We start from the raw sequence: 13,505 nt of genomic DNA on the forward strand, positions 1-13,505 counted from the left end.
CGCCCGGCGTATCCGCATTGCTAGAATGCAGGGCTTGCCCCAAGGCCTGCCGACCGCGCCCCGCCGCCGGGCCTCACCCTGTCCCGCACCAATACCGACACCCACGCCGCTGCCGCATGAGCCTGCTTCGCCCTAGCCGTACCCGCCGCCTGCACCCGTTAGCCTTGGTTGCCGCCCTGGCCGCGCTGCTGATCGCGCTGCCGATCGCGCAGGTGGCTGGCAGCCTGCTCGAGCCCAGCGGCGACACCTGGCGGCATCTGGCCGACACAGTCCTGGCCGAGTACGTTGGCAATACGCTGTGGCTGCTGGCCGGCGTCTGCGCCGGCGTGCTGCTGGTGGGCGTGCCCGCCGCGTGGCTTGTCAGCACCTACCGGTTCGCCGGGCGGGCCTGGCTGGAATGGGCGCTGGTGCTGCCGCTGGCGATGCCGGCCTATGTCATCGCCTACGCCTATACCGATGCCCTGCAGTTCGCCGGCCCGGTGCAAAGCTGGCTGCGCGAGCTGACCGGCTGGCGCGCGCGGGAGTACTGGTTCCCGGATATCCGCTCGCTGGGCGGCGCCATCGTGTTGTTCACGCTGGTGCTCTATCCCTACGTCTACCTGACCGCGCGCGCGGCCTTCCTGCAGCAAACCCTGAACACGCTGGAAGCGGCAAGGCTGCTTGGCTATGGCACCTGGGGCAGCGTCTGGCGCGTGATGCTACCGCTGGCGCGCCCCGGCATCGTGGCTGGCACGGCGCTGGCGCTGATGGAGACGCTGGCCGATTTCGGCACGGTGGCCTACTTCGGCATCCCGACGTTTTCCACGGGCATCTACCGCGCGTGGTTCTCGCTGGGCGACAAGAACGCGGCCGCGCAGTTGTCGGCCTGCATGCTGGTATTCGTGATCGGCATCCTGCTGGTCGAGCGCGCCAGCCGGGGCCGTGCCCGCGTGCATGGTGGCCAGCGCCGCGCGCCGGCTTACCGGCTGCATGGCTGGCGCGCCGCGCTGGCGCTGCTGGTATGCGTGGTGCCGGTGCTGCTGGGCTTTGCCATCCCGGCGCTGATGCTGTGCAAGATGGCGCTGGCCGAAGGCGACGCGCAGTTCGGCCCGCGCTTTATCGGCCTGGTGCGCAACAGCTTCCTGCTGGCCAGCGTGACCGCGCTGATCGCGGTGCTGGCCGCGCTGGTGATCGGCTATGCCGGGCGCAGCATGGCCGCGGGCCGGGGCTGGCTGCTGCGCGCGCTGACGCGGGTGTGCGGCATGGGCTATGCCCTGCCCGGCTCGGTGGTGGCGGTCGGCGTGCTGGTGCCGGTGGCGCGGCTGGACAATGCCATGTCGGCATGGCTGCAGCAGCATCTGGGATGGTCGACCGGACTCCTGCTGACCGGCGGCATTGCCGCACTAGTCTATGCCTACCTGGTGCGCTTTCTGGGCGTGGCGCTGCAAACCGTCAACGCCGGCCTGGTCAAGATCACGCCGGGCATGGACGCGGCGGCGCGCAGCCTGGGCCACGGCCCCGGCGCCACGTTGCGGCGCGTGCACCTTCCAATGTTGCGCGGCAGCCTGCTGACCGCAGCGTTGATCGTCTTCGTCGACGTCATGAAAGAGCTGCCCGCCACCTTTGTGATGCGGCCGTTCAACTTCGACACACTGGCCGTGCAGGCCTACAACCTGGCCTCGGACGAGCGCCTGGCCGAAGCCGCCACGGCATCGCTGGTGATCGTGGCGGTGGGCCTGCTGCCGGTGATCCTGCTGTCACGTTCGATACGGCGGGATGCGCGGGAATAGCACACTCGGGTCGCCCGCGGAAACAGGCCGCGAGGTTTCCTAAAGTTCTTCAACTAAAGTTCTTCAACGTATTGCCGATATCTCACTAATCCGAAGCTGTTCCCCGGCTCGCCGCCCCGTTCTCGCGCGTGCCAGGCGGCCTGCCCCCGCCGCTGGCGTGCTTCGCGCCGATCATGACTGTGCCGGTGGCAATCCTTGCCCGGCACTTGTTCGCAGCGTCTTCAGAGAGTGTTATGCAGCTTCGTTACCGCATGCTCGTGTTCAAGCTGAACCGGCTGACCCTGCAAGACCGGATCAGCGCCGTCGAGGAAATCGCCCTGGCGGGCCAACTGGCTGAGCAGCTGGAAAAGCCTGGCATGGTCGAGCGCCTGGTGGCGGACCTGTTCGATCACGAGAATTTCCATGTGAGGCGCATTGCGCTCAACGCGGTAAGGCGCGCGCACGGCTACCGGCAGGCCGATATCTCGCTTGCCCTGCTGCGCAAGCTCGGCGACCCGGAGCCATGGCTGCGCCATGACGCAGCATGGGTGCTCCATGAGGCCGGGCTGGACAGCCCGCACATCCGCGCGGCGCTGCGCCAGCTTGCCGGGCCGGTCATGTTGCCTTACGACTTGAACCGCGCCAAGGCCAATCCTTCGGACGCGCTGCTACACGCCCAGGTACGCGCGCGGCAAGCGCTGGACGTACTGCTGGCGCGCCAGACCGCGGGCAAGGTGGTGGCCAAGCTGCCATACGCGGCTGGCACGCTGGGCCACTCGCACAAAAAGCGGCGCGAGCAGTTGAAGGTGACCTTCGAGAAGCACAGGGAGCGCGGCGCAAAGCTGAAGTTCCGGCGCCTTGAACCTGGCGAAGGCAGCGAGAGCAACGCCGCCAAGGGGCCAGGGCCCAAAGCCAGGCCCGTGCCCAAGCCATAGAAATAGGAAATGGCGGCTCGCGCCGCCATCCCCGTCCCGCCAGCCAGGCCGCGCTGGCGCCTTCTTGCTTTCTTACTTGTAGCCAGCCTTGTCCGCCAGCTTCTGCGCTTGCGGCTGGTGCTTGCCTAGTTCGGCCACGTTGATCTTGTCCGCCTTGAAGCTGCCCAGCGCTTCCAGCGTCGGATTGCTGATCTTCACGCTCTCCACCACCGGCCACTCATTGTTGCCATCGGCAAAATAGCGCTGCGCGTCATCGCTGGCCAGGTACTCCAGGAACGCGCGCGCGGACGCCTTGTTAGGCGCATGCTTGAGCATGCCGCCGCCGGAGATGTTCATGTGCACGCCCTGGCTGGCCTGGTTGGGCCACAGCACGCCGAGCTTCTCCGCCACGGCCTTGTCCTCGGGCTTGGTCGACTTGAGGATGCGCGCGATGTAGTAGGTGTTGGCCACCGCGATATCGCACTCGCCTGCCGCCACGGCCTTGAGCTGGTCGGTATCGCCGCCCTTGGGCGCGCGCGCCAGGTTGGCCACCACGCCGCGCGTCCATTGCTCGGTCTTGGCCTCGCCGTCATGGGCGATCAGGCTGGACATCAGCGACAGGTTGTACACGTGGCCGCTGGAGCGGATGCACAGCTTGCCCTTCCATTTGGGATCGGCGAGATCTTCGTAGGTCTTGATGTCGCCGGGCTTGACCGCGGCCTTGTTGTAGGCAATTACGCGAGCCCGCGCCGAGAAGCCGAACCAGTCGCCGTTCGGGTCGCGGTAGTTGGCGGGAATGCGCGACTCCAGCACGCTCGACTTGAGCGGCGCGAACACGCCCGCCTGCTGGGCCCGCCACAGCCGGCCGATGTCGACGGTGATAAATACATCTGCCGGGCTATTGGCGCCCTCGCTCCTGATGCGCTCCAGCAGCGGGTCTTCCTGGCCCTCGATGCGGTTGATCTTGATGCCGGTCTGCTTGGTGAAGTTGGCGTAGAGCGCTTCGTCGGTCTGGTAGTGGCGTGCGGTGTAGAGGTTCAGCACCTTTTCCTGGGCGGACGCGGCGAGCGGCAGTGCCAGAACAGCGAGCGCGGCGAGCGCTGAGGTGCGCGGCAGCAAGCGGCGGAATACGGTCATGACTCTCCTCTTCGATGATTGTTGTATGCCGTCCAGACGATGCGACGCATGCATCCTGGACAAGACAATCTGGAAACAATAATCATTCCCGTTTCAGCAGTCAAGTTACAACGCTGTCATTTTTCTCGTGGTAAGCCTGGAGAGGTAAAGTGCGGATTGAGACGCTGAAACGCCGACCGGGATAACAGATACCGCCGGGTCTTCGATTGCGCCCGGCGTTATCCGTGCATCACATTCAGGTACTGGCGCGTTCCACCAATGCCTTCATGGCATCGGCAGGCAGCGGCCCATGGCAGGTCCGCTCGCCGCCGGTCTTGCTGACCACCAGCCACACCTTGGCCGGGGCGCCGGCCGGATGCAGCAGCCAGGCTGGCCCATGTCCACTGCCGGTGGGCGGCAGCCCTTCCAGCACGCCGCTGTTGACCGACTGCAGCAGCACGGCGCAATCGTTGGCACTGGCCTGCGTGGCGGAGAGAAAATCCGGATTGGCAAGCACTTCCGGCAGCGCCGTATCGGAGGCGCGCAGGAAGGCATCCACGTCGAACTGCTTGCTAGCGCCGGGGCTGGCGCAGGCGGCCAGCAACGCAGCGGCGGCAATGCCGGCAATGGCACCGCAACGGCGCCAGGCCGGCCGGGTCAGGAATGCGGGGATCATGGCGCGCCTCATTGCTTGAGCACGTCGGCGCCCTTGGGCACCGCAAACCGGAAGGTGTCGGCCGGCAGCACGGGATTCTTCTGCATCGCGCTGAAGGTCAGGAGCGTCGTGTTGCCGAAGGCATCGCGCAACTCCATCGCTTCCAGGTTGCCGCTCTTGAAGCCGATGCCGATGCGCTCGAACTGCGTGTCCTTGGCTCTCGGCGTGAGCTCAAGCCACTCCACGCCGTCGCGCGTGGGGCCGTTCTTCACGACAAAGTTCTTTTCCAGGTCATTGCTGCCGAACAGGATCGCGGCGGGGCTGGACCCCAGGGCGCCATCGAGCTTGCGCTCGGTGACCTGGTTGAGGTCCTTGTCGTAGATGTAGAGCGTCTGGCCGTCGGCCTGCAGCAACTGGTCGTACGGCTTGACGTAGCGCCAGGTGAACTTGCCAGGGCGCGAAAAAGCGAAGGTGCCGCTGGAGGTGCCGGCCACCTTGAGGCTATCGCCCTGCCCCTTGACCTGGCGCTGGGTAAATTCGCCCTTGGCGCTCTTCACGCCCGCCACAAAGGCCTGGAGCTGGTCGGTGCCGGCCGCCATGGCCGCCGTCGCTGTCAGCGACAGCATGGCCGCCGCGGCGCATACCGACGCGAGAATGCGGATTCGCATGGTGTTGTCCTTGCTGGGTTGGAGGGTGCGCACCGCCGGGGCGGCTGCACTGCCTGTCCGGTTAGAGCGGCGCGCGGGCGCCAGATTCCGCAACGATGTGCTTCGCACGTAACGGCATGTTACGCGCGGCAGCTTATTCTTCCTCGCGGGCGGTGCCTGCCGGGGCCAGGATGTCGCGATTGCCGTTGCCCGACATGGCGGAAACCAGACCAGCCTTTTCCATGTCCTCCAGCAGCCGCGCGGCACGGTTATAGCCGATGCGCAGGTGGCGCTGCACCAGGGAGATCGAGGCGCGGCGGTTCTTCAGCACCACGTCGACAGCCTGGTCGTAGAGCGGATCGGCCTCGCCGCCGCCGCCAATGCCAGCGCCACCGCCCATGCCATCGCTGCCCAGGTCGCCCTCGGCCACGCCGCCTTCGAGGATGCCCTCGATGTAGTTGGTCTCGCCGCCTTCCTTGAGCTTTTCGACCACGCGGTGCACTTCATCGTCGGAGACAAAGGCGCCGTGGACCCGGATCGGCACGCCGGTGCCCGGCGCCAGGTAGAGCATATCGCCCATGCCGAGCAACGCCTCCGCGCCCTGCTGGTCGAGGATGGTGCGCGAATCGATCTTGCTGCTGACCTGGAAGGCGATGCGGGTCGGCACGTTGGCCTTGATCAGGCCAGTGATCACGTCGACCGACGGACGCTGCGTGGCCAGCACCAGGTGGATGCCGGCGGCGCGGGCCTTCTGCGCGATGCGCGCGATCAGCTCTTCCACCTTCTTGCCCACCACCATCATCAGGTCGGCCAGCTCGTCGATCACGATCACGATCATCGGCAGCTTCTCAAGCGGCTCGGGCGCGTCCGGGGTCAGGCTGAACGGGTTGGGAAGCTTCTCCTCGCGCGAGGCGGCTTCGTCGATCTTCTTGTTGTAGCCGGCCAGGTTGCGCACGCCCAGCTTGCTCATCAGCTTGTAGCGCCGCTCCATCTCGCCGACCGCCCAGTTCAGGGCGTTGCCGGCCTGGCGCATGTCGGTCACCACCGGGCACAGCAGATGTGGGATGCCTTCGTAGACACTCATCTCCAGCATCTTGGGGTCGATCAGGATCAGCCGCACCTGCTCGGCCTTGGCCTTGTAGAGCAGCGACAGGATCATGGCGTTGATGCCAACCGACTTGCCGGAGCCGGTGGTACCCGCCACCATGCAGTGCGGCATCTTGGCCAGATCCGCCACCATGGGCTTGCCGGCGATGTCCTTGCCCAGCGCCATCGTGAGGTTGGACGCGCTCTCGTTGTAGACCTGCGAGCCGAGGATCTCGGACAGCCGCACCGTCTGGCGCTTGGGGTTGGGCAGTTCCAGCCCCATGTAGATCTTGCCGGGGATGGTTTCCACCACGCGAATGGAAACCAGCGACAGCGAACGCGCCAGGTCACGCGCCAGGTTGACCACCTGGCTGCCCTTGACGCCGGTGGCCGGCTCGATTTCGTAGCGGGTGATGACCGGGCCCGGGTAGGCCGCCACCACCTTGACCTCGACACCGAAATCCTTGAGCTTCTTCTCGATCAGGCGCGAGGTGAATTCCAGCGTTTCGGCGCTGACGGTTTCCTGGTGCGTGGGGATGGGGTCCAGCAGCGCCAGCGGCGGCAGGTCGGAGTCCTGGATATCGGCGAACAGCGGCTGCTGCTTCTCGCGCTCCACGCGTTCGTGCTTGGGCACCGCCTGGGGCCGCACGATCTGCACCGGCGTGGCCTCCTCGATCTTGACCCGCTGCACTTCCACGGTTTCGGTGCGCACGACCTTGGCCGCCTCGCCGATGATGCGATCCTGCTTGCTTTCGCGGCGCGCCTTGAAGCCGAGGAAGAGCGTCTCGACGAAGCCGCCCACGTGCTCGGCCACCGACAGCCACGAGAAATGGAAGAACAGCGACAGGCCGATGGCCAGCGTCAGCAAGAGCAGCAGCGTGGCGCCGGTGAAGCCCAGCGCCATCTGCATCCAGCCACCGAGCAGGTCGCCCAGCACGCCACCCGGGGCGCGTGGCAGCGCGGCGCGCAGCGGATACATGCGGATGGCCTCCAGGCCCATGCTGGCGGTCAGCGACAGGCCAAAGCCGATCCAGCTCACCACCAGGCCCTGCCGTGCCTCGCCGTTGCGCTCGGGCAGCTCGGCGGTCAGCGCACGCCAGCCGCGCCAGCAGCGGCGCACCAGCAACACCGCCCACCAGTAGGCGGAGAAGCCGAAGATAAAGAACAGCACATCGGCCATCCAGGCGCCCACGCGGCCGCCGAGGTTGTGGATGTCGGCCACCTGGTTGGCGTGCGACCAGCCCGGATCCGCCTTGCTGTAGCTGGCCAGGATGCAGACGAAGGCCAGTGTGACCGCCAGCAACAGGAACCAGCGCACTTCGCCCAGCAGCTTGCCGATGCGCGAGGGCAGCGCGGAAGGATCAGTACGTGTTGTGGTAGTAGCTCGGGCCATGCCTGGATCTGGGTTGCCAACTGAAGAGGGTGTGCCGGCCATTTTAACCTTGGCCAGGGCTATCGTTCCCATTGGAATTTGCAACAGTGAGCAAACGCCGGTCCACTTATAATGCTGGTTTCGATTCATGCTAGTGCGCATCAAGGCGCACCAGCCATAGGAAAGCATCATGGCCAAACACGCAAAAGTGCTGATTCTCGGTTCCGGCCCCGCCGGCTATACCGCCGCCGTCTATGCGGCCCGCGCCAACCTGCAGCCGGTGCTGATCACCGGCCTGGCCCAGGGTGGCCAGCTGATGACCACCACCGACGTGGAAAACTGGCCCGCCGACGCCAACGGCGTGCAAGGCCCGGAACTGATGCAGCGCTTCCTGGAGCATGCCGAACGCTTCAACACCGAAATCATCTTCGATCACATCCATACCGCCAAGCTGACCGAACGCCCGATCCGCCTGGTGGGCGATGCCGGTGAATACACCTGCGATTCGCTGATCATCGCCACCGGCGCCTCGGCCCAGTACCTTGGCCTGCCGTCGGAAGAGCTGTTCATGGGCCGCGGCGTGTCGGCCTGCGCCACCTGCGACGGTTTCTTCTACAAGAACCAGGAAGTGGCCGTGGTCGGCGGCGGCAACACCGCGGTGGAAGAAGCCCTCTACCTGTCCCAGATCGCCAGCAAGGTGACCGTGCTGCATCGCCGCGACAAGTTCCGCGCCGAGCCGATCCTGGTCGACCGCCTGCTGCAGCGCGAGAAGGAAGGCCGCGTGGAAATCCGCTGGAACTCCGTGCTGGAAGAAGTGACCGGCGACGACTCCGGCGTGACGGGCCTGAAGGTGCGCAACGTGAACACCGGCACGGTCGAAGACCTCAAGCTGGCGGGCGTGTTCGTGGCCATCGGGCACAAGCCGAACACCGAACTGTTCGAAGGCCAGCTCGAGATGCACAACGGCTATATCGTCACCAAGAGCGGCCTGGCAGGCGATGCCACGGCCACCAGCATCCCGGGCGTGTTCGCAGCCGGCGATGTGCAGGACCACATCTATCGCCAGGCGATCACCAGCGCCGGCACGGGCTGCATGGCAGCCCTGGATGCACAGCGCTACGTGGAAGCCCTGCAGTAAAGAGATAAAGACTGAAGGCTCAGGCCGGGCTTGCCCGGCCTTTGTCTTTTTCAAGCCGGTGATGCCGCCGCCCGCACCAGCCGCGCCCCGCCCTGCCACCCTATAATCACGCCGAGCACCCCGGAGACTCGCCATGACGCACGGCGCCAGAAAGCCCACCAAACCTGCCACCCCCGCCGCCAACCCGCCCAAGCGTTTCGGCCTGACCGACCTGTCCGGCTTGCGCGACTCCCTCAAGGCCGACACGGAGCGGCGCGAAGCCGAGCGCCGCGCGGCGGACGAAGCCGCGCAGCGCGCCCGCGAAGAAGCCGACGTATTCCGCAGCAGCGTTGGCAACGTCAACACCCTGCGCGACCGCAACCGCGTCACTCCCGCGCCTCGCCATCCGGCGCCCGTGCCGGTGCAAACCCAGCTGGACGACAAAGCCGTGCTGGCCGCGTCGCTTTCCGACGAGTTCGACGTCGAGAACCTGCTCGATACCGACGAAACCCTGTCGTTCCGCCGCCCCGGCATCGGCATGGACGTGGTCAAGAAGCTGCGCCGCGGCGAATGGGTGCCCCAGGACAAGATCGACCTGCACGGCCTGCGCAGCGAAGAAGCGCGCGAGGCATTGGCCGAGTTCGTGCGGCGCTCGGTCAAGCGTGGCGTGCGTTGCGTGCGCGTGATCCACGGCAAGGGCAACGGCTCGCCGGACAAGACGCCCGTGCTCAAGGGCAAGGTGCGCAGCTGGCTGGTACAGAAGGAAGAAGTGCTGGCCTTCGTGCAGGCACGCGGCGCCGAGGGCGGTGCCGGCGCGCTGATGGTGCTGCTGCGCCAGCCGCACGCCTGAGACGGCGCGCACGATGCATTTGCCGCTCGATCTCCTGATGGGGCGGTTGCCCCTGATCCTGCATGTCATGGAAGTGGTGGGCGTGCTCGCCTTTGCCGTGTCCGGCGTGGTCGATGCGCGCAAGCAGCGCTTCGATGCCGTGGGCACCTTCGTGGTAGCGTTCGCCACCGCCTTCGGCGGCGGCACGGTGCGCGACGTATTGCTGGACCGCCGCCCCTTCTACTGGGTCGACCACGAAGGCTATGTGATCTTGATCTTCGTGATGTCGCTCGGCGCGTCGTTCGTGCTGCGGGTGGTCAGCCGGGTGGCATCCGAGCGCACCATGATCACGGCCGATGCGATCGGCCTGGGGCTGTTTTCGGTCACCGGTACATCGCTCGCGCTGGTGGCGCAGATGACCCCGACCGTGGCGGTCATGATGGGCATCATCTCTTCGGTGTTCGGTGGCGTGGTACGCGACGTGTTGTGCAACGAGGTGCCGATGATCCTGCGTGACCGCTCGCCCTATGCCACCTGTGCCTTCGTCGGCTGCTGTGTCTATGTTGGCCTGACCTGGCTGCAGGCCGAGCAGGAACTGGCCCTGCTGGCGGGCGCCATCACCATCACGGCGGCGCGCCTGCTGTGCGTGCGTTTCGGCTGGAAGTTGCCGAGCTAGGCGACAACAACAGCGGCAATCCAGGCGCCCCCTCCCGTGGGATCGCCAGGATTGCCCGCCGGCGCTTGAACGCTAAAAAAGCCTGAGCGCCCGAATGCTTAAACGGCGGCTTCGTCCTGCTCGCCGGTGCGGATGCGGATCACGCGCTCGATCTCGGTCACGAAGATCTTGCCGTCGCCGATCTTGCCGGTGTGCGCTGCCTTGACGATGGCGTCCAGCACGGTGTCGAGCTGGTTCTCGGCAACCACGACCTCGATCTTGATCTTGGGCAGGAAGTCGACCACGTACTCAGCGCCGCGATACAGCTCGGTATGCCCCTTCTGGCGGCCAAAGCCCTTCACCTCGGTTACCGTCAGGCCGGTCACGCCGACGTCAGCCAGCGCCTCGCGCACTTCGTCCAGCTTGAACGGTTTGATGATGGCGGTAATCTGCTTCATATTGGCCCCTTATATAGTCGTTGGTTAGTGAGAGATTTTAGCCTGCCTGCCAGCCGCGGGATGTGGCCTGCCGCACCGCGCCATTTCCGGTAGACTCAACCGTCGCCGCGCCCGCATCTGCGCGGGCGCGGCGTGATCAGCCATAGCAGCCAAAGCAGCCATGCCGGAACAAGGGCGCCGCCCGAGGGCAGCGCCGATGATGAGCAAATCTAGCGCAATGCAGTCTGAATCTTTCAAGCCCGGCTCCGACCAGCCTGACGCGGCCACCCCGGGGGCGGCTGCGGCACAAGGCCGGCAGGAACACGAGCGGGTGGAGAATTATCGCACGCAGATCGTTTTCGATCTGTCCGAGCTGCCCGAGGCCGAGTGGGACGCCCTGGTGGCGGCCCAGCCCGGGGCCACGCCGTTCCTGCGCCACGCCTTCCTGCACGCCATGCATGCCAGTGGCAGCGCCTGCGACGAGACCGGCTGGAGTCCGCGCTACCTGACGCTATGGGCGCGGCGCGCCGAGGGTGGCGAGCGCCTGGCGGCGGCCATGCCGCTGTACGCGAAGTCGCACTCTTATGGGGAATACGTGTTCGACTGGGCCTGGGCCGACGCCTACGCGCAGCATCGCCTGCCCTACTACCCCAAGCTGCTGTCCGCGGTTCCCTTCACGCCCGTGCAGGGTGCGCGGCTGCTGGCCGAGGACGAAGACGCGCGCCGCTGCCTGCTGCAATGTGCGCTGGCGGTGGCGGAACAAAGCCAGTTGTCCTCCCTGCACGTGCTGTTTCCCGACGAGCACGAGGCCGCGCTGATGGAAGACGCCGGCATGCTGATGCGCCACGGCGTGCAGTTCCACTGGACCAACCCGGGCTATGAGAGCTTCGAAGCGTTCCTGGCCACGCTCTCGCAAAAGAAACGCAAGAACATCCGCGCCGAACGGCGCCGCGTGGCCGACGCCGGCATCACCTTCCGCCAGTTGCGCGGGCCCGAGATCGACGAGGCGCAATGGCGCTTTTTCAACCGCTGCTACCGGCAAACGTACCGCGAGCATCATTCCACGCCCTACCTGAACCTGGATTTCTTCCAGCGCATCGGCGCCGCCATGCCGGAGAACCTGCTGCTGGTGGTCGCCGAGCGTGCCGGCCAGCCGATTGCCGCGTCCCTGGTGGTCTATGACGACGACCCGGCGCGCAGCACCTTGTTCGGGCGCTACTGGGGCGCGCTTGAGCACCACCCCTGCCTGCATTTCGAGACGGCTTACTACCAGCCGCTGGAGTTTTGCATAGCCCAGGGCATCCGCACCTTCGAAGGTGGCGCCCAGGGCGAGCACAAGATGGCGCGAGGCTTTCTGCCCGTGGCGACCCGCTCTGCCCACTGGCTGGCGCACCCGTCCTTTGCCGATGCCGTGGAGCGTTTCCTGGTGCGCGAGCGCCAGGGCATCGACGCCTACCTGGACGAGCTGAACGACCGCACGCCGTTTGCGCGCAGCTAGGGCCGGCTTGCCCGGCGCGCGTTTAGCGCCACATGCGCCGCAGCGTGTTATCGCCCAGCATGTAGTGGTGGAACAGCGCCGCGATGGCGTGCAGCCCGATCACCGTGTAGAAGGCGGTGCCCAGCGTGCCGTGGACGTCCTCGAGGGTCTCTTTCAGGTCCTTGCTTTGCGCCACCAGCGAGGGCAGCTCGATGCCAAGGCCTGGCACCGTCAGCAGGTGGCCGCCGGCGTTGAGGGCCAACAGGCCCAGCACGGGCTGCACGAAAATGAACAGATAGAGCACAAGGTGCATGGCACTGCCGAGCAGCTGCATCCAGCGCGGACCGGGCTCGGGCGCCGGCGCGCCGCGCACCAGGCGCCACAGCAGGCGCGGCACCGCCAGGATGAGCACCAGCGCGCCAGCCCAAGTGTGCACCGACATCGACAATGCCCGGGATGCGCTGCCCTTGGGCAGAAAGCCTTTGAGCTCGATCGCGGCGTACGCGGTGGCAATCAGCAGGAACACTGCCCAGTGGAAGAACACCGCCGGGCCGGAATACCGTGCCATGGTGGACGGCGTCGAAAAGGTAGCGGACATGGGGAATTGGCAGTTTGCCTGCCGAGTTGTTCTGTGATTGAAGCTTAACCCACCGGCTTTATGGCGTCTTTGGTTTCCATCAAGCCTCGCGCAACAAAAAACCCCGCCGCAGCGGGGTTTTTTCAGCATCGGTTCAGCCACGCGCCGGATTCCGGCATGACTGGCCATGGATGCCGGTGCTTACTTGGTGTAGTTCGCCACGCCGTCGGTGATTTCCTTGTGGGCTTCTTCAATGCCGGCCCAGCCTTCCACCTTGACCCACTTGCCTGCTTCGAGTGCCTTGTAGTTCTCAAAGAAGTGCTTGATCTGGTCCAGCAGGTTCTGCGGCACGTCCGACAGGCCCTTCATGAAGGCGGTGGCGGGCGACAGCTTGTCCAGCGGCACGGCGACCAGCTTGGCATCCACGCCGGACTCATCGGTCATCTTGAGCATGCCCAGCGCGCGGCAGCGCACCACTGCGCCGGCCAGGATCGGGAACGGCGAGAGCACCAGCACGTCGACGGGGTCGCCGTCACCCGACAGGGTCTGGGGAATGAAGCCGTAGTTGGCCGGGTAGCGCATGCCCGTGCCGATGAAACGGTCGACGAAGAGCAGGCCGGTTTCCTTGTCGGCTTCGTACTTCACCGGATCGCTCTGGGCAGAGATTTCGATGATGACGTTGAAATCGTTCGGGATGTCCTTGCCGGGGGAAACGAGGTTGAAGCTCATGCTTGCTCTCCAGATGCCTGTGTTTGAGGATGGCGGGCATTATAGCGTTTCGAAGCTGACCCAGGCCTGACGCGCGCGTGCCTTGCGCGTCTCGCGCCGTGAGTGATAATGGCGGATTGTCCGCAAGCCGCATCGACAGGCGCACT

The 13,505-nt window shown here is 65.9% G+C and carries 13 protein-coding genes; 6 read left to right on the top strand and 7 right to left on the bottom strand.

Annotation, left to right across the window (positions count from 1 at the left end; translation table 11 throughout):
- The first annotated feature begins 116 nt into the window (after positions 1–116).
- Both AC1RQK_RS16995 and AC1RQK_RS17000 read left to right on the top strand, forming a co-directional pair.
- On the top strand, positions 117–1,769 hold the full coding sequence (locus tag AC1RQK_RS16995; protein ID WP_492809970.1) for an ABC transporter permease: 1,653 nt from the start codon (positions 117–119) through the stop codon (positions 1,767–1,769).
- A 233-nt stretch (positions 1,770–2,002) separates the two neighbouring features.
- Positions 2,003–2,683: a hypothetical protein gene (locus AC1RQK_RS17000; RefSeq protein ID WP_492376500.1), complete on the top strand. Its 681-nt coding sequence runs from the start codon at positions 2,003–2,005 to the stop codon at positions 2,681–2,683.
- A gap of 72 nt (positions 2,684–2,755) precedes the next feature.
- Here AC1RQK_RS17000 and AC1RQK_RS17005 read toward each other — a convergent pair whose 3' ends face one another.
- The 4 genes from AC1RQK_RS17005 to AC1RQK_RS17020 form a co-directional block, all read right to left on the bottom strand.
- Positions 2,756–3,799: a Fe(3+) ABC transporter substrate-binding protein gene (locus AC1RQK_RS17005; RefSeq protein ID WP_492809973.1), complete on the bottom strand. Its 1,044-nt coding sequence runs from the start codon at positions 3,797–3,799 to the stop codon at positions 2,756–2,758.
- 235 nt (positions 3,800–4,034) lie between these two features.
- The gene (locus tag AC1RQK_RS17010) at positions 4,035–4,454 is read right to left on the bottom strand and encodes a hypothetical protein (RefSeq protein WP_492376502.1); all 420 of its coding nucleotides are present in this window, start codon (positions 4,452–4,454) and stop codon (positions 4,035–4,037) included.
- Positions 4,455–4,462: 8 nt separating this feature from the next.
- Positions 4,463–5,101, bottom strand: coding sequence for an outer membrane lipoprotein chaperone LolA (lolA, locus tag AC1RQK_RS17015; RefSeq protein WP_492809975.1), 639 nt, complete (start codon positions 5,099–5,101; stop codon positions 4,463–4,465).
- 133 nt (positions 5,102–5,234) lie between these two features.
- Positions 5,235–7,559, bottom strand: a complete 2,325-nt coding sequence (locus AC1RQK_RS17020) for a DNA translocase FtsK (RefSeq protein WP_492809977.1) — start codon at positions 7,557–7,559, stop codon at positions 5,235–5,237.
- Positions 7,560–7,728: 169 nt separating this feature from the next.
- Between AC1RQK_RS17020 and trxB the strand changes: the two genes are divergently transcribed.
- The 3 genes from trxB (at position 7,729) to AC1RQK_RS17035 (ending at position 10,160) form a co-directional block, all read left to right on the top strand.
- Entirely contained in the window at positions 7,729–8,676 is a 948-nt protein-coding gene (gene trxB / locus AC1RQK_RS17025) for a thioredoxin-disulfide reductase (RefSeq protein WP_043344442.1), read from the top strand.
- A 133-nt stretch (positions 8,677–8,809) separates the two neighbouring features.
- Positions 8,810–9,505, top strand: coding sequence for a Smr/MutS family protein (locus AC1RQK_RS17030; protein ID WP_492387114.1), 696 nt, complete (start codon positions 8,810–8,812; stop codon positions 9,503–9,505).
- A gap of 13 nt (positions 9,506–9,518) precedes the next feature.
- Entirely contained in the window at positions 9,519–10,160 is a 642-nt protein-coding gene (locus AC1RQK_RS17035) for a trimeric intracellular cation channel family protein (protein WP_150992623.1), read from the top strand.
- A gap of 98 nt (positions 10,161–10,258) precedes the next feature.
- On the opposite strand, the gene glnK is transcribed toward AC1RQK_RS17035, so the two are convergent.
- Positions 10,259–10,597, bottom strand: coding sequence for a P-II family nitrogen regulator (gene glnK, locus AC1RQK_RS17040; RefSeq protein WP_006162803.1), 339 nt, complete (start codon positions 10,595–10,597; stop codon positions 10,259–10,261).
- Between the two features lie 217 nt (positions 10,598–10,814).
- Between glnK and AC1RQK_RS17045 the strand changes: the two genes are divergently transcribed.
- Positions 10,815–12,074: a GNAT family N-acetyltransferase gene (locus tag AC1RQK_RS17045; RefSeq protein ID WP_492376739.1), complete on the top strand. Its 1,260-nt coding sequence runs from the start codon at positions 10,815–10,817 to the stop codon at positions 12,072–12,074.
- A gap of 22 nt (positions 12,075–12,096) precedes the next feature.
- On the opposite strand, the gene AC1RQK_RS17050 is transcribed toward AC1RQK_RS17045, so the two are convergent.
- Together AC1RQK_RS17050 and ppa are read right to left on the bottom strand one after the other, a co-directional pair.
- On the bottom strand, positions 12,097–12,651 hold the full coding sequence (locus tag AC1RQK_RS17050; RefSeq protein ID WP_492376738.1) for a cytochrome b: 555 nt from the start codon (positions 12,649–12,651) through the stop codon (positions 12,097–12,099).
- A 180-nt stretch (positions 12,652–12,831) separates the two neighbouring features.
- Positions 12,832–13,359 carry an inorganic diphosphatase gene (ppa, locus tag AC1RQK_RS17055; protein ID WP_043344428.1) on the bottom strand — a complete coding sequence of 176 codons (528 nt, stop codon included), beginning with the start codon at positions 13,357–13,359 and terminating at the stop codon, positions 12,832–12,834.
- Between the last annotated feature and the right edge of the window lie 146 nt (positions 13,360–13,505).

The sequence above is a fragment of the Cupriavidus sp. GW822-FHT02D05 genome (genome assembly GCF_058802485.1).